Annotated in this window: 23 protein-coding genes; 6 read left to right on the forward strand and 17 right to left on the reverse strand. The window is 60.3% G+C overall.

Annotation, left to right across the window (positions count from 1 at the left end; translation table 11 throughout):
- Positions 1-81 precede the first annotated feature (81 nt).
- From B060_RS0104030 to B060_RS0104090, 13 genes are all read right to left on the reverse strand, one after another.
- Positions 82-2,256 (reverse strand): bifunctional diguanylate cyclase/phosphodiesterase, encoded by a 2,175-nt coding sequence (locus B060_RS0104030; protein WP_018080470.1) that lies wholly within the window; start codon positions 2,254-2,256, stop codon positions 82-84.
- An 85-nt stretch (positions 2,257-2,341) separates the two neighbouring features.
- Positions 2,342-2,824 carry a peptide-methionine (R)-S-oxide reductase MsrB gene (gene msrB / locus B060_RS0104035; RefSeq protein WP_018080471.1) on the reverse strand — a complete coding sequence of 161 codons (483 nt, stop codon included), beginning with the start codon at positions 2,822-2,824 and terminating at the stop codon, positions 2,342-2,344.
- 47 nt (positions 2,825-2,871) lie between these two features.
- Positions 2,872-3,444 (reverse strand): GNAT family N-acetyltransferase, encoded by a 573-nt coding sequence (locus B060_RS0104040; protein ID WP_018080472.1) that lies wholly within the window; start codon positions 3,442-3,444, stop codon positions 2,872-2,874.
- The gene (pseG, locus tag B060_RS0104045; RefSeq protein ID WP_018080473.1) at positions 3,437-4,426 is read right to left on the reverse strand and encodes a UDP-2,4-diacetamido-2,4,6-trideoxy-beta-L-altropyranose hydrolase; all 990 of its coding nucleotides are present in this window, start codon (positions 4,424-4,426) and stop codon (positions 3,437-3,439) included. Before pseG ends, B060_RS0104040 begins: the two co-directional genes overlap by 8 nt.
- Positions 4,426-5,430 carry a ketoacyl-ACP synthase III gene (locus tag B060_RS0104050; RefSeq protein WP_018080474.1) on the reverse strand — a complete coding sequence of 335 codons (1,005 nt, stop codon included), beginning with the start codon at positions 5,428-5,430 and terminating at the stop codon, positions 4,426-4,428. The genes pseG and B060_RS0104050 overlap by 1 nt, the downstream gene beginning before the upstream one ends.
- Positions 5,430-6,176: an SDR family NAD(P)-dependent oxidoreductase gene (locus B060_RS0104055; protein ID WP_018080475.1), complete on the reverse strand. Its 747-nt coding sequence runs from the start codon at positions 6,174-6,176 to the stop codon at positions 5,430-5,432. Before B060_RS0104055 ends, B060_RS0104050 begins: the two co-directional genes overlap by 1 nt.
- Positions 6,173-7,243: an AMP-binding protein gene (locus B060_RS0104060; protein ID WP_018080476.1), complete on the reverse strand. Its 1,071-nt coding sequence runs from the start codon at positions 7,241-7,243 to the stop codon at positions 6,173-6,175. Before B060_RS0104060 ends, B060_RS0104055 begins: the two co-directional genes overlap by 4 nt.
- A gap of 1 nt (position 7,244) precedes the next feature.
- Positions 7,245-7,481, reverse strand: coding sequence for an acyl carrier protein (locus B060_RS0104065; RefSeq protein ID WP_018080477.1), 237 nt, complete (start codon positions 7,479-7,481; stop codon positions 7,245-7,247).
- Positions 7,481-8,299, reverse strand: a complete 819-nt coding sequence (locus B060_RS0104070; protein ID WP_018080478.1) for an alpha/beta fold hydrolase — start codon at positions 8,297-8,299, stop codon at positions 7,481-7,483. Before B060_RS0104070 ends, B060_RS0104065 begins: the two co-directional genes overlap by 1 nt.
- Complete coding sequence (locus B060_RS0104075) at positions 8,296-9,054, reverse strand: SDR family NAD(P)-dependent oxidoreductase (protein ID WP_018080479.1); 759 nt, start codon at positions 9,052-9,054, stop codon at positions 8,296-8,298. Before B060_RS0104075 ends, B060_RS0104070 begins: the two co-directional genes overlap by 4 nt.
- Positions 9,051-10,145: an aromatic ring-hydroxylating oxygenase subunit alpha gene (locus B060_RS0104080; protein ID WP_018080480.1), complete on the reverse strand. Its 1,095-nt coding sequence runs from the start codon at positions 10,143-10,145 to the stop codon at positions 9,051-9,053. The genes B060_RS0104075 and B060_RS0104080 overlap by 4 nt, the downstream gene beginning before the upstream one ends.
- Positions 10,138-11,238: an aromatic ring-hydroxylating oxygenase subunit alpha gene (locus B060_RS0104085; protein WP_035422986.1), complete on the reverse strand. Its 1,101-nt coding sequence runs from the start codon at positions 11,236-11,238 to the stop codon at positions 10,138-10,140. Before B060_RS0104085 ends, B060_RS0104080 begins: the two co-directional genes overlap by 8 nt.
- Before the next feature lie 14 nt (positions 11,239-11,252).
- Complete coding sequence (locus B060_RS0104090) at positions 11,253-12,335, reverse strand: 3-oxoacyl-ACP synthase III family protein (protein WP_018080482.1); 1,083 nt, start codon at positions 12,333-12,335, stop codon at positions 11,253-11,255.
- 135 nt (positions 12,336-12,470) lie between these two features.
- On the opposite strand from B060_RS0104090, the gene B060_RS0104095 reads away from it, so the two are divergent.
- The 3 genes from B060_RS0104095 (at position 12,471) to pseF (ending at position 14,405) form a co-directional block, all read left to right on the forward strand.
- Positions 12,471-12,692 (forward strand): phosphopantetheine-binding protein, encoded by a 222-nt coding sequence (locus B060_RS0104095; protein ID WP_018080483.1) that lies wholly within the window; start codon positions 12,471-12,473, stop codon positions 12,690-12,692.
- Positions 12,693-12,707: 15 nt separating this feature from the next.
- Entirely contained in the window at positions 12,708-13,628 is a 921-nt protein-coding gene (locus B060_RS0104100) for a phytanoyl-CoA dioxygenase family protein (RefSeq protein WP_018080484.1), read from the forward strand.
- Positions 13,629-13,718: 90 nt separating this feature from the next.
- Positions 13,719-14,405: a pseudaminic acid cytidylyltransferase gene (pseF, locus tag B060_RS0104105; protein ID WP_018080485.1), complete on the forward strand. Its 687-nt coding sequence runs from the start codon at positions 13,719-13,721 to the stop codon at positions 14,403-14,405.
- Positions 14,406-14,496: 91 nt separating this feature from the next.
- On the opposite strand, the gene B060_RS0104110 is transcribed toward pseF, so the two are convergent.
- Entirely contained in the window at positions 14,497-15,129 is a 633-nt protein-coding gene (locus B060_RS0104110) for a trimeric intracellular cation channel family protein (RefSeq protein ID WP_018080486.1), read from the reverse strand.
- Between the two features lie 90 nt (positions 15,130-15,219).
- On the opposite strand from B060_RS0104110, the gene B060_RS0104115 reads away from it, so the two are divergent.
- On the forward strand, positions 15,220-15,447 hold the full coding sequence (locus B060_RS0104115; protein ID WP_018080487.1) for a hypothetical protein: 228 nt from the start codon (positions 15,220-15,222) through the stop codon (positions 15,445-15,447).
- Between the two features lie 20 nt (positions 15,448-15,467).
- Here the strand turns inward: B060_RS0104115 and B060_RS0104120 are convergent, their stop codons facing one another.
- Positions 15,468-16,004, reverse strand: coding sequence for a glycine zipper 2TM domain-containing protein (locus tag B060_RS0104120; protein WP_018080488.1), 537 nt, complete (start codon positions 16,002-16,004; stop codon positions 15,468-15,470).
- Between the two features lie 120 nt (positions 16,005-16,124).
- On the opposite strand from B060_RS0104120, the gene B060_RS0104125 reads away from it, so the two are divergent.
- Complete coding sequence (locus B060_RS0104125) at positions 16,125-16,964, forward strand: pirin family protein (RefSeq protein WP_018080489.1); 840 nt, start codon at positions 16,125-16,127, stop codon at positions 16,962-16,964.
- Positions 16,965-17,018: 54 nt separating this feature from the next.
- A complete protein-coding gene (locus B060_RS28190; RefSeq protein WP_269078006.1) occupies positions 17,019-17,150 on the forward strand; it encodes a hypothetical protein in 132 nt (43 codons plus the stop codon).
- Between the two features lie 42 nt (positions 17,151-17,192).
- Here the strand turns inward: B060_RS28190 and pseI are convergent, their stop codons facing one another.
- Positions 17,193-18,245: a pseudaminic acid synthase gene (gene pseI, locus B060_RS0104135; protein ID WP_018080491.1), complete on the reverse strand. Its 1,053-nt coding sequence runs from the start codon at positions 18,243-18,245 to the stop codon at positions 17,193-17,195.
- On the reverse strand, positions 18,242-19,429 hold the full coding sequence (pseC, locus tag B060_RS0104140; protein ID WP_018080492.1) for a UDP-4-amino-4,6-dideoxy-N-acetyl-beta-L-altrosamine transaminase: 1,188 nt from the start codon (positions 19,427-19,429) through the stop codon (positions 18,242-18,244). Before pseC ends, pseI begins: the two co-directional genes overlap by 4 nt.
- Between the last annotated feature and the right edge of the window lie 119 nt (positions 19,430-19,548).

The raw sequence follows: 19,548 nt of genomic DNA on the forward strand, positions 1-19,548 counted from the left end.
ACGCACTTTTCGGATTAAAAAGTGCGTCAAAACAAAAAATTAGAGCGCCGATCTGATCCAATCAAATCAGCGCTCTAATTCTTAAGCCACCGACGTTTCGGTTGTGTCTTTGCACCACGCCAAGACCTCCGCCAGCGGTTTCGGTCGGCTGTAGTAAAAGCCCTGCAGATACTGACAGCCGGCCAGTTTCAGCAGACGCACATGATCCTCGGTCTCGACGCCCTCGGCCGTCACCGAGATATGCAGGGCCTGGGCGATGGCGACGGTGCCGGCCACAAGCGCGGCGGCCTGTGGATCGCGGTCCACCGTTCCGGCCAGTGACTTGTCGATCTTGATCTTGTCGAAGGCATAGCGGCGCAGATAGCCGATGCTCGAATAGCCGGTGCCGAAATCATCAAGCGCCATCGAAAGCCCCAGCGCCTTGAGATTGGCGATGGCGGCGACAGCCCGCGCCGGATTTTCGATCAGGTAGCCCTCGGTCACTTCCAGTTCCAGCCGCTCCACCGGGAAGCCAGTTTCCTCAAGGGTTTTCGCCACCTTGGCCTCCAGCTCCGGATCACGGAACTGTGCCGGCGACAGGTTGACGCTCAGGCGCAAACCCGGCACGGCGCCGAGATCGAGACAGGCCTTGCGCAGCACGAACTGGCCCAGCGGATGGATCAGACCGCTGCACTCGGCGACATCGATAAACTGATCCGGCATCATCGCCCCTTCGGGCCGTCGCGGCCAGCGCACCAGCGCCTCGACGCTGCTGATCACACCGCTGCGGGCCTCGACGATCGGCTGATAAACGACATCGAACTCGTCATTTTCCAGACCTTTACGAATACCATCCTCGATGTCGGTCTTGCGCAGGCGCTCGGCATCGAGCGTGGCGTCATAGAGGGTGATGCGGTTCTTGCCGGCGCTCTTGGACTCATACATCGCCATATCGGCGCGGCGGAACAGTTCCTCGCTGCGCACCGCCTTGATATCCGCCGTGGCGATGCCGATACTGGCGCCAACATGCAGACTGCGTTCGTCTATGTGGACGGGCCGCGCGAAAAAATCGAGGACGCTCTGGGCAAAGTCCAGGCAGGGCTTCATGGCCTCGGCCCCTGTCAGCACCATGGCGAATTCGTCACCGCCCATGCGCGCCAGCATGGCGCCGGGCGGCAGCTTGCTTTTCAGCATCGCTGCCACCATCACAATAAGCTTGTCGCCGATGGCGTGACCGTAGATATCATTGACCTCCTTGAAGCCATCGAGATCGAGATAAACGACGGTCTTGTAGACCGAAGTCCCGCCGAATCTGGATTTCTGCACCAGTTCGAACAGCGCCCGGCGATTGGGCAAGCCACTCAGGCCATCGGTCAGGGCCAGGGTCCGCGCCAGTTTCTCGCTCTTGGCCATTTTATAGAGGGCAAAAGAGCTGACCAAAACAAAGATCAGGATAATCAGCGCCGTAACGCCAGCGACTTTGCGAATACTGCCCGACGCCGCACGCGCAGCCTCCTTGCCGGGCCGACGCTCCGTCCAGGTCAGTTGGCCAACCTTGCCGGCCTCGCCACGCAAAGCATAAGCCGGCGCAACCTGTTCCGCCGCCGGGGCCAGACGCAAACCGGCCAGCCCAAAGGTCTCGCTCATAGCGCTAAGTCTGGCCGGTGTCAGGTGGCGCGTCATAACCAGATAACGCCGCACGGTGCCCAGATTGGCAATGCCGGAATCCGAACGCCGGATCAGGGTCATGGCGACCAGAGCCGGGCCTGAACGGGTTTTGGAAAAGCCTGTCACCACGCCCTTGCCATCGCGCAACAGAGCGCCCTTGCGCTCTACCTGCGCTTTGAAGTCCTTGCCGAAACGTTCCAGCCCACCACGCATATAGGCCTTGCCGCGCGAGGCCCCCCACAGGATGCGGTACTGTTCATCAAGGATATAGACACCGTCATAACCGTTGCGATCTCTGGCCTTGCCGCCCCAGGTCGAACGCAGCCATTGCGATTCAAGACCGCGGCCATAGATCTGTTCCTGACCACCATTCCACACGGCATTGTCCTGCAGGGTTTCGGTCAGGCTGGCGGTCTGCGTCGTGAGGGCGGCCTGCGCCGTTTCCTGCGCCCGGTGGGTATCAATATCGTTGGTCTTCTCGGTGACGATCGCCAGCGACGTATGGAGCAGCACCATCACGGCCAGCATCAGGACGATACCAGACACGAACACCATCGTGAACAGGGTCCGCGCCTTAAGATTGACAACCCATTGCAACAGCTTCTGCATGTGTACCATCCCTCAGAAGAGAGAGACTATGCTGTGCAAACGTGAATTTCTTACTTACAAGCGGTATGCGGGTATTTTGGAGCTTTCAGAGCTTGAGCACGTCGCCCTCGGGTGCCCCACGGCCCAGGCGGTCCGGCAGGGGCTGGCCTTCGGGAATGAACTCCATCGCCACCGAATTCAAACAGTAACGCAGGCCGGTGGGCCTGGGGCCGTCTTCAAAGACATGGCCAAGATGTGAATCGCAGCGGGCGCAGCGGATCTCGATCCGCGTCATACCATGAGAACGGTCGACAATGTTGCGGATATGATCCTTGTCGATGCCTTGATAAAAGCTTGGCCAGCCGGAGCCCGAATGGAACTTGGCGTGGCTGTCGAAGAGCGGCAGGTCGCAGAGATTGCAGACATAGGCGCCCTCTTCTTCGTATTCGTCGAACTTGCCGCAGAAGGCCGGTTCGGTGCCGGCATTGAGCAGGATACGGCGGGCTTCCGGATCAAGCCGTGCGGCCAGTTGCTGCTTTTGCTCTGCCGTGGGCGGGGTGAGGTCGAATCCGAGCGAAGATTTGGTCATCTTGACTTACCTTTCTTCTCCCGTCCTTTTTACAGGTGGGAGGAAACTTACTGCCCCTTATATACGGTCTCTTCGCCCCACCAGTTACCCTCGTGCGGAAATTTTTTGCGGAAATCCGCCCAGTGCGCCGCCGACAGCTCGAAAATATGCAGGTCATGGCGCACGCCATCCTTCAGGGCGTGATCCTTCAACACACCGACATGGCGATAGCCGTTAAACTGCTGAAGTCGCAGGGTGCGCTCATTCCAGGCCACGACATGGTTGACGATCTTGTGCAGCCCCATGGTGAAGAAGGCATGGTTGAGGGTGCCAACGAAATTATAGATGGTCAGTTCTTTGGGCGCGGAAGCTTCCCCAATATAGACGCCGAGTTCACCTACACCGGAAACCCGGTCGGTGACGGTAATCGACGCGTAGCCGACGTCGCGGCCTTCGATCCGGATGATACAGTGCTGATAATCGTCACGCGTGTTGCAGCGCTCGATCCAGGCTTTCTGGCGCTCGATATCGTAGGGCACATCGGTCAGCATATATTGCGTGATATGCGGCGCGGTGCGCCAGTCGAGCAGCATCTGGGCGTCATCGGGTGTGATACGGCGGTAGCTGAGAAAACTATACATGGCGCAAGGCCTCCACAATTCGGCGCGGCCCTTCACCATCGACCACGGCATGAGCGATACGGGCGATCTCGGCCAGACGCGCCGGGTCATCCAGCAGCGCCTTGACCTGCGCACCGAGATCATTGGGCAGTCCGCCGCGCGCATCGATCACCGGATAGGGGCAGGCCTTGAGCGCCGCCGCCTGATTGTCATAGACCACCAGAACCAGCGCCGGCAGGCCCATGGCCGCCACCTCGCCGACACTCCCCCCTGCCGCCGTGATCACCAAGGCGCTGCCGGCCAAAACTCTTGCTACACTTGGGGGAGAGGCGTATAGGCGATAATGTTCTAACTTTTGTTCTAATTTTGTTAGATCATCTGTATGAACATTGGCAGGTCCCGCGACTGCCCTCACGTGGACACTTTCTATGTTTCCATAGATCCCTTCTACACAACGGCTTGTGAGCTGTGCAGGGTCGCTGCCGCCAAACATGATGGTAACGAATGGCGCGTCCGCGCTATCCGGAAAGGCTTCGGTGAACTCTTTGCGGATCAGGGCATAGTCAGGCCCAAGCCTTAGCCTTGCGCGTGTTTTTCGCTCGTAATCCGCCGGTTTCGCCGACTGCGCCGGATTGATCAGCAGGTCGCAATCGAAGCGTTCGAGCACATTGAGATCATCCAGAACAGCTACCCGCACGGCCTGGCTTTGCAGGGCGATATAGTCCTCAGTAGCCGCATAGCTATCGATCAGCAGCCAATCCTTGCGCGTCAAATCCAGATCCGCGATGGCCATGAAATCGGCGGCGCTGCCCAGAGGACCATCGATGCGGACACCCTTGGCGCCGATCTCTTCCAGCCGCGCCATGGCCGCCTCACCCAGTTCATTGAGCAGGAAGGTGACCTCGATGCCTTGGGCCCGTGCTTCTTCGGCGATGGCGAAACAGCGCATGAAGTGACCAAGGCCGATCTGGGTCGAGGCTTCGGTGCGAATAAACAGCCGCATCAGGCCACCCGGATGATATCGTGACAGAGCGGCGCCTCGGTTTGCCACACCGCCGTAGACCACGACCAGCCAACGCCGAAACCGCACAACAGCAAGGTCAGCTGCGGGGCCGTGGCCACCTTGCTCAGGTGATCACACAATGCCAAAGGGATCGAGGTCGATGTGGTATTGCCGAAGTCACGTACGGCATAGACGAGTTGGTCCTCGCGCGCCTTGATCTTCTGGCCGAGCGTTTTCAGCATTATGGCGTTCGCCTGATGCAGCACCACATAGTCCATATCGCCAATGCTCTTGCCGGCCTCATGGAGCGCGCGTTCGATCGAAGGCGCCACCTGCTTGAGCGAGAACGCCATGACCTGTGTGCCGTCCATGAAGAGTTCCGGCGTGCCAGGTTCGGCCAGACCGCCGGTTTTTGAGATCAGATAGGGCGCGCCGGAACCATCGGAACCCAGGTCAAACGCGATCTGTCCGTGCTCGGAAAGCTCAAGCGCCGTCACCGCCACGGCGTCACCAAACAAAGGCGCCAGCGCACGATTCGACTCCGAAATCATATGCGAGGTAATATCGCCCGTCACCAGAAGCGCGCGCCGGATGTTGCCGGACTGCATCATCGCATGGGCGACCGAAAGCCCGTAGACATAGCCGGAACACCCCAGGCTGATATCGAAAGCCGCTGTCGATTTGGCTAGTCCCAGCCTGTTTTGCAACAGGCTGGCGGTACCCGGCAGTGGATAATCGGGCGTTTGGGTCACCACGATCAGCAGACCGATGCTGTCAGGCGCCCAGCCCAGCCTTTCCAGCAGCACCACAGCCGCGGCCTCGCCCAACTGGCTGACCGTATGACGATCGGCGACCGGACGGCGCTCGATGCCCGTGGCGGCCATGATCTTGGCCATGGTTTCGGCGCCAAAACTGGCCGCCAAGTCGGCGTTCTCGCTGACAGCCTCCGGCATGGCGGTGACGATCCCACACAGTTTCGGGGCTCTGGCTGTGAAACTGACCATCAGGACGTGAGCCCCCCGTCAACCACCAGGGTTTGCCCTGTAATAAAGCCGGCATCTTCGGACAGCAGGAAGCGCACCAGATGAACGATATCGGCCAGCTCGCACAACCGGCCAAGCGGGGTGCGGCGGACGATCTGGTCGAGTTGCCGGTCGTCCAGACCTTCGGACAGCGCCGTCTTCATATAGCCCGGCGCCACCGAATTGACGGTGATGCCGATGCGCCCGACCTCACGCGACAAGGCGCGGGAAAATCCATCCAGTCCGGCCTTGGACGCCGCGTAGGCGCTCAGGCCCGTATAGCCGCGCAGGCCCGTGATCGAGGAAATATTGATGATGCGGCCGGGTTTGCGCGTCTTCATCATGCGCCGCAGGGCCGACCGCGCCAGACAGATCGCGCCGGTCAGATTGACCCGCAGGACGCGCTCTATGTCGCTGACCGGCAGGGTGGACAGGATGCCTTCGACCGACATGCCGGCATTATTGACCACGCCCCACAGGCGCTGACCGTCAAAGGCCGCGACCGCGCTGCCGACAAAAGCCTCGATGGCGGCTGTATCGGCCATATCGACCGCCTGCCAGACGAACTTGCCCCCATGGACATCCTTCAGCGCCTGCAAATCCTCGCCAAAGGTGGTGCTGCAACCGGCCACACCATAGCCCTGCGCCAGCAGGTCGCGCGCTAGAGCCAGACCCAGCCCCCGGCTGACGCCGCTGACGATCAGCCATTTGTGCGGAACCTCATTCATACGGACCTCGATTTCTTGCCGGTGGCGCCGATATCGAGCGCGTCGACATAGCGCAGGCTGACCGGACGCTGCGCACGCGGCAGCCCCTGCAAGTGTGCCTTGATTTGCGCTTCATCAAAACCGGAATCTGGCTTGAGCACGATATCCGCCACCAGCACATGGCCTGTGATGGGATTAGGCCTCGCGGAAACGCGCACATCTTGTATGGACGAAAGTTCTAACAGGTATGATTCCACCACTTCCGGATAGACCTTGACACCACCCACATTGACCATGGCGTCTCGACGTCCCCTGAAGAGAACACGATCTGGCGTCAGCTCGACCATATCGCCGGTATCGAGCCCTTTCACTTTGAGCGTGCCCTCTCCGGTGACGGACAGCTCATCGTTCAGCCAGTCGCGGGGGAAACCTGCCAGGCCGTCCTGCACCGAAAAGACGGTGCCGGCCTCGGTCGTGGCGTAGATGTGGCGAAGGATCGCCTGCGGGAAGCGCGCTTTCACAGCATCCAGCAGGGTCTGATCGGCGGCCTCACCGCCCAGGGTCACGCTTTTGAGGGTCAGCGATCGGTCACCGAGCGCCATCAGGAAGGCGCGCCAGAAGGTCGGCGTTCCCGAAATATGCGTGGCCTGTTCCGCCACCGCCAGATCGGCCATATCGGCGATGCTGGCACCATGGCCCGGTGCGATCAGGACATGACCGCCGGCCATGGCGGTGAGGAGCACCTGAAGGCCGGCAAAACTCCCCGGATGAAAGGTCAGGAGCCAGCGCGCCCGGTCACCACCGGCCCTGATCCGTGCTTTCAGACGGTCGCGGCTATGCCCCACCCATTTTGGCGCGCCGGTCGTACCGGACGTCTGCAGCCACACCTTATCCTCAGCGGCTTGTGGCAGCGGCACCGATGCGTCGCGCACCATGAAAACATCGCCGGTTCCCAGAAGCGCGGCGACCACACCCTTTACACCCGTTTTCGCCACCTCGACGACCGCCACGCCATCCGGACGTAAATCGTCGCTCGAAAGCGTATGATCACCTTCGATCAGGGTGAAACCGGGGTTCAGGGCGTCCATTTCAGCCGCCAAACAGGGCAGCAAGTTCCCCTGCCGTATGGAACAGCACAAAGCCGTTGGCGAAGGGCGTCAGGCCGGTTTTTTCTTCCAGAGTCACCACAAGCGTCGCCAGATCGAGGCTGTCGATATCATAGGGACCATTGAGAAGCGGCGTATCGGCGTTGATCTCGCCGGTCTGCGCGCCCTTATCATGCAGGAGCGTGCGAAGGTCTTCACGGATCATGTCGAGGGCAGTCATTACGGCAAAAATTCCTTCAGGTGAGCGACAACGGTGGCAGAGGCCTCCATATGCGGCAGATGGCCCGCGCCTTTGATCAGGTGCAAGGGCGCAGATGTGGGCAGGCGATGCGCTTGTGGCATGGGGATCAAATGGTCGTGGTCGCCCCACATGATCTGAACCGGACACATCACGCGTTTCCAGTCAAAACCTTCGGGCGAAAGCGCCAGACCATAGGCCTTGGCGTTGCCGAGCAAAGCTTTCAACCCCTCACGACGCACCGGATCGGCCGCCGCATTTTGCAATGAGGCGGTCAGGGACGCGCCGAGATTTTGCCCGCGCGGCCCAAGCAACTGACGCGCCAGGGCTTCAGCATCGTCACCGCCCAAAAAGGCATCCAGCGCGTCTAGGTGGAAATTGCCGCCAAGCCCCGCCGGTGCGATCAGCGACAGCGATTTGACGCGCTCCGCGTGGCTCAAAACAAAACCGAGCGCGATCTTGGCGCCCATGGAATGGCCAACGATATGCGCGGACGCAATATCGAGCACATCGAACGCCTCTTTCAACCAGCCGGTCATAAAGGCCAGCGACGCATCGCCGACATCGGGCGCGCCGCGGCCATGGCCCGGCAGATCCAGCGCGATCAGGCGGTATGTCGCGGCGAGCGGCACAAGGCACAGTTGCCAGGTCAGGAGGTCGGCGCCGAAACCATGGACAAAGACCACGGTTTCACCCTCCGGATTGCCCATTTCGAGATAGCTGAGCGGTCCGTGGCTGTGCTTTTCCGACAGCGACAGACTGATTTTACGCGACGGCTTGATCGGCGCATGTGCGTTCACGCCAGAAATCCTCCGTCTACGGACAGAATCGAACCGGTGATCCAGCGCGAGGTATCGGCCAGCAGGAAAGCGATCGCGGCGGCGACATCGTCCGGCCTTCCGAGGCCAAGCGGGTGCATATCGACCACGCGTTTGAAATTCTCTTCCGAGAGGATGGTGCGAAACTGATCCGACATAGGCGTATCGACCATGGCCGGCGCCACTGCGTTGACCCGCACGCCATCGCGCACCAGTTCGACGCCCAGTCCCTTGACCGCTGAAACGATGCCGCCCTTGGATGACGCATAGACCACATTGCCGGGCGCTGTGCGTAGCGCCGCCGAGGACGAGCAATAGACCAGCGAGGCCGGAGAACCGTGGCAGGCCTTGAGGCGGAAGGCCTGCGCCAACATCAGGGCCGCGCCGAGATTCTGCGTCAGGACGTCCATCACGAAGGCGGAGTTGATCGACTGGATCGGCTTGGTGGCCTGCACGCCGGCGCAATGGGCGATGCCGTTGAGCGGCCCGATGTCAGCGCACAAGGCTTTCAGCCACGGCACGATGGCATCAAGATCAGAGAGATCGAACAGACGGCCGATATGGCCATGACCTTCTAACGATGCCAATGTTTCGTCCAAGCGCGCCTGGTTGCGCCCCGAAGCCACGACGCGCGCGCCCAGCTTCGACAGATAGATGGCCGTCGCTTTGCCGATGCCGCTGGTGGCGCCGGTCACGAGGATGGTCCGGCCTTCGAGAGACATGGGATTAAATATCATATCACGACCTCCATGCGCCTGGCATAGGCCTTCTGGAAATGAGCGATACGGCCTTCCGGCTCACCCAACAGAGGCGGACGCTCAGTCGGCACATCCTGCACGCCGGCCTGTACCAAGGTACAGACACCGTGATCCTCGCCCATCACACGTTCGCTGAATTCGGCCAGGTTTCTGGCAATGATGTCCGTGGCAGCACCTGAACGGCTGTCCGCCATCCAATAGGTCGACTTGAAGCGAAAGCGTAAAGCCGAGACAGGCTCGAATGTCTGGAAAACAAAGGATGCGCCGTGCGTGGCCAGGATTACGATATTTGGAAAAATAACCCAGTTAACGCTTTTGGGAAAACGGTCACTAACCTGCATATGCACCACGCGCGCCACGTGGTCCCACCACTTCTGCGTCTTTTGCGTCAGGCTGCGATAAAAGACCGTATGGTCCTCGATCGTTTCCACCAGCAAGTCGTCCTGAAGAGTCGGATCCAGGCTATCACGATGAATCATGCGGGTATGATACCCCTCGGCGGCATTCTCCATGCCTATCTTCCAATTAACCTCCCATTCAAGGGTCGTTCGGCTGATTTGTTTCGGACAGACCTCAGTGAAATGCACCAGATCATCATAAATCCGGCCCAGGAAATCGCGTAAACCAGGCCCACCAGGCTGCATGCGGACAAAGACGAAGCGACCGCACACCTCCAACTCATATGCGCTCAAAGCCAGTGCAGTGCGATCTTCCTCGCTCAACCCGAAAGCGGCGGCATTCTGGGGTATGCCATGGGGACGGCCCTCGGCATCATAGCTCCAGCCATGATAAGGGCATGTGAGCGGCCGGTTGCCGCATGGCTCCGTCTGGATACGCGAAAAACGATGCGAGCAGACATTGCGAAAAGCCTTCAGCACACCTTTGAAATTCTGCACGACAATGCTGTGTCCGGCGATTTCGCAAGTCACGAAGTCGCGGTCACTGGACAAGTCGTCAGTAAAGGCGACGCACAGCCACGATGGCTTAAAGATGCGTGCCATCTCTTCATTGAGAACATCATCGCGCCAGTAAGAGCTGGGCGGAATGTGACCAAGGCGCTGTTCATACATGCTGGGCCTCCATACGTTCGGCATATGCGGCCTGGAAATGACGCACCCTGTTATCGACCTCACCCAGAAATGGGGGGCGGTCTATACCTCGCTCAGCGACACCAGACTGCGCGATCTCGCAGATCTTCAGATCTTCGTCACGCACCCTGGCGCTAAAGGCATTCAACGATCCGATCACCAGCGGGCGCGCAGCTCCTGATCCAGCAGCCAGCCAACTTGAGGAATTCAACCGGAACCGCGAGGCGTTGATAGGGGTCAGGGTCTGGAAGGTGAATAGGGCGCCCGCAGTGAAAGTGGTGACGACATTAGGAAAGATCAGGAAGCTGACATAGTCCCTCTGGCGATCACTGAGCTCCAATCGCGCCTTGTCCGCTATCGTATCCCACCACCGCCGCGAACGCGCCGTCAGCGCGCCCTCGTGCGTACAGTGCGGCCCATAGACGTTCATTAGGATGTCCTGCTGCAGAACATTCGAGAAAGTGTCAGAATGCACAAGCGGGTGATGATAGGCCTCGATACCGTTTTCAACACCCAGCTTCCAGTTAGCCCCTACCTCGTAGCTGATCTGCTCGATCCGTTCGACGCAGATGTCCGATACGTGCGCCAAGGCCTCCCAGGCCTCGCCCAGAAACGCCTTCAGCGAAGGCCCTGGCGAATTCATCCGCACAAAGACGAAATGGCCAACCGTGTCCATCTCATACGATTCCAGCGCCAGCGCAGCCCTGTCGGAATCAACGAGCCCGAAAGCCGTTTCGTTCTGCGGAATGCCCACCGGCCGCCCTTCGCCGTCGTAGCGCCAGCCGTGATAGGGGCAGGTCAGCGCCCGGTTACCGCAAGGCTCGGTTTGGAGACGTGAAAAGCGGTGCGAGCACACGTTGCGGAACGCTTTAAGCACGCCTTTGAAATTCTGCACGACAAGGCTGTGCGGGCCGACCTGGAAGGTTATGAAGTCGTTGTGATTTTGCAGGTCGTTAGCAAAGCCCACACATAGCCATGATGACTTGAAAATGTGATCCAGCTCAAGGCGCAACACGTCCGCATCCCCATAAGAGGCGGCTTGAATATATCCTGGGCGGCCCAGCGGCGACTTCATAGTGGAATCAGGCATCAGGCCAGCTCGACGATCTGCGGGGCCGGCATGGGGCCGACGGTCAACTTGATGGCGCTCCACGACCAGCCGACGCCGAAACCCATCATGATCAGGCTTTGCGGCTTGTCGAAAATCTGAGACAGTTTCGCAGCGATGGTCAGCGGAATCGAGGCCGACGAGGTGTTGCCGAAGGTTTCCATGGCCACCGGCACCTTGTCTTCCGGCAGGCCGGATTTCTTGCGCAAATGGTTGAGCATGAAGACATTGGCCTGATGGAAAAGGACGTAATCGACGTCTTCGATCGTCGTGCCTGACGTCTCAAAGATCGCTTTGACCAGGCCCGGCACGTTTTTCAGTGTGAAATTGAAAACCTCTGTGCCGTTAAGGTGCAGGCGCGACTTGCGGTACAGCTCCTCAAGTTTTTCAGGACTGTGCGGCTCTTTCGGCGGCAGCAATGGGTGCTTCAAACCACCCGCTTCGACCATGATATGCGCCGCACCGGAACCATCGGTGCCAAAGACACCGTACCAGTGAGAATTTGGCATATCGTCCGCCTGCGGATCAATTTCCAGCGCCGTGGCCGAGCCGGCGTCACCAAACAGCGGAATGGTGCTACGGTCCCCTTCCAGCAGCTTCGAGGTGCTGACATCACCGGCCAGAACCAGAGCCCGCGCCGGACGTCCGGAGACTTTCAGGGTCTGCATAAGCGAGGCCGCCGTCCACAGGCCATAGGCATAGCCTGAACAGCCGAGATTGATATCGAAGGCGAGGCAGGAACCCAGCCCCAAGCGCGCCTGCAGGGCACAGGCGGTGGAGGGAATGACGAAATCGGCGCTTTGCGTCACCATGATCAGCACATCTATACTGTCGCGCGCCCAGCCCAGTTCGTCGAGCAGGCCATCGGCCGCCTTCTGGCACAGATCTGAGGTCAGAATATCCGGGCGGGCGATATGACGGGAACGCACACCGATCGTGCCGATCAGGCGTTCGCGCTCCGCCTCGTCGGGGATCAGGTTTTCCTCGGCCAGGGTGCGCGTTTGCGCCGGCACGCAGGCACGTATGCCACGTAAACTGACGCCTTTCAGAATTGCCTCGGTCATGACCGCACCTCAATTACGCAACGCTTATTGGTGATTCGCTTGCGCGACCCCACCATAACACTTCGCATTAACCCTTTAAGGGAATATTGACGGAATCAGGATTTCACTGAAGCCTTACGTTTCCGGAGTACCCCCATGGATAAGCCCGCCTTTTTCGCCGCCGTCGCCGAGATCCTCGAAGCCGATCCCGCCGGCCTTACCGGCGCTGAAACCATCAATGATATCGGCAACTGGGACAGCCTGTCGGTCATCTCGTTCGTCGCCATGGTCGATAGCGATATGGACCAGATCGTTGATGCCGAAAAGCTGAAGGACGCTAAGACCCTGAACGACCTGGCGGCGCTCGTCGGCCTGTAGAAAGTCGGGCCTGTCATGGTTTCGTTAACCGAGCGCCTGAAGACACGCGTGCCTACCTGGCAGCGCTTCTTTCAGCGCGCCCGCGAAGACGCCCGCAACCCGGCCTATGACCTGCTGCCGGTGCTGGGGCTCGATCAGCGCAACGGCTTCTCCCGCACACTTGCGGCCTTTTCGCCCAAAACGCCGGGCTTGAGGCCAACCGACGCTCAGGCGATCCTGCATGACCAGTTGCGCCACGACGGCCTTACGGGTTTGCAACCGCCCCTGCCGGCCGGCGTGCTCAGCGATCTTGTCAGCTATTTCAAGGCTACCCCGTGCCACGATCCCTATCGCCCGCACCTTGGTCTTTTCGACTGGAATCAGCCGCCGTCTGATGAGATCAATATCGGTTATTATACCTGGGAAGAGGTGCTGCGCGCACCGCATATGCTCGACCTGATGAATAGTCCGGATATTCTGGCCGTGGCCGAGGCCTATCTCGGCTGCAAGCCGGTAATCGACAATATCGGGGCCGCCTGGGGCTATCCCGGCCGCAACACCGCCAAGGGCGTCCAGCGCTTTCACCGCGATTACGACTGTTCGCGCTGTTTCAAGGCTTTCTACTATCTGACCGATATCGACGCGACGTCCGGCCCGCACACATACGTCAGGGGTTCGCATCAGGATCGCCGGCTGGAAAGTGGCAAGGCCCAGACCGACGACGCCATCATCGAGGCCTTCGGCGCGGACGCCATCGAGACCATCACTGCGCCGGCCGGTTCGTGGTTCCTTGAGGATGTCTATGGCTTCCATAAAGGGCAGTTGCCGGCGGACAAGCCGCGCCTGCTGCTGGCGATCGAGTATAATCTCTACCCGTCGCCGCTGTCGCCCAAACAGCCGCTGATGGAACGCCTGCCGCAGCACGACCCCTATATCAACAAGCTCTTCCTGAAATGAGACTTTTATGAAGAATAACCTCATTTCAGTTTCCTGCTTGGTCGCGCACTTTATCCGAAAAGTGGCGGCACCTTGTCGGATTGCGCTTGTATGAAACGGGTCGCCATCATCCCCGCCCGCGGCGGCTCAAAACGTATTCCGCGCAAGAACATCAAGCCATTTTTCGGCCAGCCGATGATCGGCTATTCCATCCGCGCGGCGCAAGAGTCCGGCCTGTTCGACAGCATCATTGTCTCGACCGATGACGAGGAAATCGCTGATGTGGCGCGGTCCTTCGGCGCCGATATCCCCTTCATGCGCCCGGCCGATCTCGCCAATGATCATGCCGGCACCGGCGCGGTCGTCGTCCATGCGCTCCAATGGTTCTCTCAGCACGGCATGGCCTATGACGCCGCCTGCTGCATCTACGCCACCGCCCCGCTGCTCGATCCCGAACGCCTGAAAGAAGGCTGGGACAGATTGCAGGGCAAGCGCTTCGCCTTTTCCGTCACCTCGTACGCCTTTCCGATCCAGCGCGCCCTGAAAAAGACAGCCGATGGCAGCGTCGATATGTTCTGGCCGGAAAACCTGACCAAACGTTCACAGGATCTGGAACCCGCCTATCATGATGCCGCACAGTTCTACTGGGGCTGGAGCGACGCCTGGGTGAACGGTGAAACCGCCTTCTCCCCCATCTCCGCGCCGGTCATCCTGCCGCGTACTCAGGTGGTCGATATCGATACGCCCGAAGACTGGGAGGTCGCGGAAGTGACTTACCGCGTGCTGAAAGGTGGTTAGCGCTTTCCGAAAAGTGTGACGCACTTTTCGGATGAAAAAGCGCGTAAAGCAAAGAAGTAGAGCGCCGATCTGATCCAACCAGATCGGCGCTTTAGTATTCCGTCTCACCACCGCCCTGCGCAAAGCCTGGCAGGCGCAGATTGTAGCGGATGGCGCAGGCCCGCAGGGCCACGCCGGCGAAAAATCCGACCAGAGCTGCCAGCCAGAAATCGGCCCCCATCAGGGTCATACCCGCAAAGACGCCCGCGCTGAGCAGGGCCGCCGTGACATAGATTTCACGGCTCATCAGCAGATTAGGTTCTCCGGCCAGCACGTCACGGATCACCCCCCCGAAACACGAGGTCAGAACCCCCATGATGATCGCCGAGAAGGGGTGAACGCCGAGGCTCAGCGCCTTGGCCGTTCCGACGACCGCATAGGCCGCCAGCCCGACGGCGTCGAGCCACAACAGCGCACGGAAACGCCAGCCGCGCCTGGCGAAGATCCAAACCCCTACGGCCGCCACCAGACAGGCCACAATATAGCCGGGCCGCTGCACCCAGAAGACCGGCGCACCGATCAGCAGGTCGCGCATGGTGCCGCCGCCGACGCCTGTAATGGCGGCGAAGAAGCCGAAGGTGACGATATCCTGACGTGTGCGCGCGGCGGCCAAAGCGCCCGATGCGGCGAAAACGGCGACGGCGGCATAGTCAAGCCAGTAAAGGGCGGTCTCGAAAGCGGTCATGACGGGCGACTTATCACATCCGTTAAGGGTAGTGCCAGTGCGGGGGCGATATGCTACCGAGGTTTTTAGAACCATGGGGTCACCGGCCCCTTGCTTAAGCGCAAGGCGATCGCCGGGCTGGATGGCTTGCGCGCCCTGTGCATCCTGCCGATCTATTTCGGCATCCTGCTGGCGGTATGGCTATTAGGAGAGGTCTCACCGCAAGACGAGCAATACCTCGGCCTGCTCATCGCCTGCCTGACCTACCTCCTGATAGAGCTCTCCTTTCTCAACCTCAAACAAAAACCCGCGAAGCTGTCTCAGGCTTCGCGGGCTTAAAATTTTAGGGGCCGCTCACCTTACCAGCGGTAGCGGTGACCGTAATAGGGGCGGTCATAACCATAGGGGCGGCGATAGACGTGGCCATAGCCATAGGACGGACGGCTGCTGTAAAAAACGGTGACATAGCCGCGCGGCGGGGGTGGCGGGGCATAATAGCCATCGTCATAGGCGTAGTAGGCGTCCCGATAGCAGGCCACGCTATCACCGCCGACTGACGAGCCTAAAAGACCGCCGACCATGGCGCCGCCGATCGTATTCCCGCTACGGTTCCAGCGATCAGACAGACCGTTGCCAACCATTCCGCCCAAAACAGCGCCAACAATTGTGCCGGTGGCGCGGGCGCTGGCCTGACGCTGATAGCAGTAGCCATCGGGCTGGTCCCGCGGCAGGGTGGTGGCGCTGCGTGTGTCGCGCGCCTGATCGGCGCGACCGCGTTCATACGCCTGTTGTAACTCGACCTGGCTGTAGGGACGCATCTCCTGCGCCAGAACGGGCTGGGCCAGCATCACAAAGGCGCCGGCTGCGATGCCGCATAGTAAAAGAGGATGTTTCATACGCTCAGCTCCAACTGTAGACGGTAACGTACCCTAAAATTATGACCTTCGCATGGCCTGCCGCTTGACCTCTGTGTCATATACGGTCAGCGTGCGCCCGCTTGTAAAGGAGTACCTGACATGACGACCAAACCGGTTCTCGACCTGCATCCCGCCACGCGCGATGATATCGCCGATCTGGTGACGCGCCGCCCCGTGCCCAGCCGACGGCTCAACAATATCGGCGCCTTTCTCTTCCTCAATCACCACGGCCCGCAGACCTACGCGCCAGGCAATCGCGGCCTGCCGTTCGGCCCGCATCCGCATCGCGGCTTCGAGACCGTGACCTTCATCCTGGAAGGCGATCTGGCCCACCGCGATTCCGGCGGCCACGAGAGCGTCATTCACGCCGGCGGTGTGCAGTGGATGACGGCCGGCAGCGGTCTCGTCCACGAAGAAGTATCGCCCGAAGCCTTCAAACGCGCCGGCGGCCCGATGGAGATTCTCCAGCTCTGGGTCAACCTGCCGTCACATCTGAAAATGACCGCGCCGCGCTATACGGGCGTGCAGATAAGCCAGATTCCCACCATCGAGGCCGAAGGGGTGACGCTCAATCTCATTTCCGGCGAATGGCGCGACCTTAAAGGTGCGATTACCTCCCTGACCGGCGTCTTCATGACCACGCTCGATATGAAGACGGGCGGCCGGATCGTGTTCGACGGTCTCACTGGCCGTGATGTCTTCTGCTATGTCGTGCGCGGTGATGTCGCGGTCAATGGCACCGATGTCAGTCACTTCAACCTGGTCGAATTTGGCGAGGGCGATCTGGTCGATATCGAAGCGGTAAAAGACAGCGTGCTTCTGTTCGGACACGCCGCGCCGATCAATGAGCCAATCGTCGCGCACGGCCCCTTCGTCATGAACACCGTGCAGGAAATCCATCAGGCCTATGCCGATTATCAGGCGGGTAAGTTCGGCTAGTTGCGGCTGTTCGTGCCGGGAAAATACTGGGAACGCCTTCTTGTTGGCTTTTCAATGTTTTCCATCGTGCCTGTCACCCTGGTCATCGCCACCCTGTCCTACGCCTATTACGAGCGCCCGTTCCTGAAGATGCGCAAGGGCTGGAACCCGTTCCGGCCGACGGTCAAGGCGACGGCCGCGGACTAATACCCGCCCGAGCCGGTGCGAGGCAGCCACGCGGCGTTTGAGCTAAAGAGAGATCATGTCGTCGGCGAGCGGCTCACCGCGCATCAGGTCACGGCTGGCCGCCTTGCCGACCACGTCCCACAGGCGTGAGGGCGGCAGCCCGAGGCCGGGCCGGATCGAGCGTATATTGTCCTTGGTCAGCGCCTCGCCGGCCTTGACGTCCTTCACCACATAGAGCGAGCGCCGGAAGGTTTTCGAACCCTGCTCGGTGCCGAGCGTCTCATAATGGACGCGACCCAGCGCCCGCCAGGCGTCCTTGCAGTCACGCACCAGCGCCGCGAACTCGGCAGGTTCCAGCGAAAAGCCGGAATCAGGACCGCCGTCCGCGCGGGCGAGGGTAAAGTGCTTTTCGATCACACAGCCGCCCACCGCCACCGACGCCACGCTGGCCGCCGTGCCGAAAGTATGGTCGGACAGACCCGAGACGCAGCCGAACTTGCGGCCAAGATCGGGCACGGTGCGGACATTGGCGTCAGCGATATTGGCCGGATATTCCGATACACAATGCAACAAGATGATCTCGCCGGTGCCGAACTTGCGCGCGGTCTGGACCGCCGCATCGATCTCACGCGCATTGGCCATGCCTGTCGACATGATCATGGGCTTGCCCTGTTGCGCCACGTAAGCGACGAGCGGCAGATCAACCAGTTCGAACGAGGCAATCTTGTAGGCCGGCGCCTCAAGCCCCGCCAGCAGATCAACCGCTGTTTCATCGAAGGGCGATGAAAACATCGTCACGCCGTGTTTTTTAGCCCGCTCGAACAGCGCCGGATGCCAGTCCCACGGTGTGTGGGCTTCCTCATACAGTTCGTAAAGCGAACGGCCGTCCCACGGGCCGCCATGAAGATAAAACTCCGGCCGGTCAGAATCCAGGGTGATGGTGTCAGCGGTATAGGTCTGGAGCTTGATGGCGTCACAGCCGGTCTCGGCCGCCGCATCGATCATTTTCAGGGCGCGATCGAGCGAGCCGTTGTGATTGCCGGAGAGTTCGCAAATGATATAGGGCTCATGATCGGCGCCGATCTTGCGGCCATCAATAACAACTTCCAGACTCATCCCAGCACCTCACGCAACGCCTCAATGACCCGCGCCGGGTCATCATCGCTCATGTCAGCATAAAGCGGTAAAGAGAGTGTGTTTTGATAGAAACAATCAGCGCCTGGCAGCGCACGCTGCGCCAGCGCATGGGTCTGCCACCACGGCTGGCGATGCACCGGAATGTAGTGCACCTGGGTGCCGATGCCGCGTTCGCGTAAACCAGACATGACGGCCGCGCGCGTGGTGCCGAGACCCGCGAAATCGATGTTCACCGCGAAAAGATGGAACACCGCATCATGCTCCGAAGACTTCCAGTTTACCGGAATGTTCGTTTCTTCCAGTGCGGCTTGATAGGCCCTGACCAGGGTTTTGCGGCGGCCTGCGAAGTCCGGCAAACGCTGCAATTGCGACAGGCCGAGCGCACAATTCAGGTCCGGCAAACGATAGTTATAACCAAGGCATTGCTGCTCATAGACCCACGGGCCGGTATCGCCTTCGCCGTCATAACGCAGACCTACGAAATGCACCGGATCGCGCTCGATTCCGTGTGAACGCAAGGCGCGCAGGCGTTTCGCCAGCACCGGATCATGGGTGGTGATCGCCCCGCCCTCGCCGGTGGTCAGGGTCTTGACGGGGTGGAATGAAAAGCAGGCCATGTTGGAGGCCTGACAACTGCCGACAGCCCCTTGCGGCCCCACCGTGCCGATGGCGTGGCAGGCGTCTTCGATAACGAACGAACCGCGCGCGCCGCATACGTCATGAATATGAGAAAGATCGACGGGCCGGCCGGCATAATGAACCGGAATGACCCCACCGAGACGATAACCATGATGGTCGCGCTCCAGGATTTTAAGCGCATCATCGAAGCTTTCATCGGTGATCAGGCCGGTGACCGGATCGACATCGGCGAAGATCACCGGCGCACCGCAGTAGGCGACACAATTGGCCGAGGCGGCGAAAGTGATGGCCGGCACGATCACCGCGCAGCGCGCCGACAGTTCCTCGGTCATGACCGCCAGATGCAGGGCCGCCGTGCCATTGGCAACCACCACGGCCTCCTTGGCGCCCACGGCATCGGCCAGCGCCTTTTCGAAGCGCTCGACCAGAGGGCCGGTGGTCAGGAAATCGGAGCGCAGAGCCGCCACGACCGCCTCAATATCGGCCTCGCTGATCGACTGGCGGCCATAGGGAAGAAAGGTCATCTTTTCCTCCCCTGCGAAGCGGGGGAGGTGGCAGCGCGAGGTCCGCAGGACCGGTGTCGCTGTCGGAGGGGGTAAGCCGCGCTAACAAAAACGCCCCCTCCGTCTCGACGCGCTACGCT

Source organism: Asticcacaulis benevestitus DSM 16100 = ATCC BAA-896, from assembly GCF_000376105.1.
In the GTDB taxonomy this organism is placed as follows: domain Bacteria; phylum Pseudomonadota; class Alphaproteobacteria; order Caulobacterales; family Caulobacteraceae; genus Asticcacaulis; species Asticcacaulis benevestitus.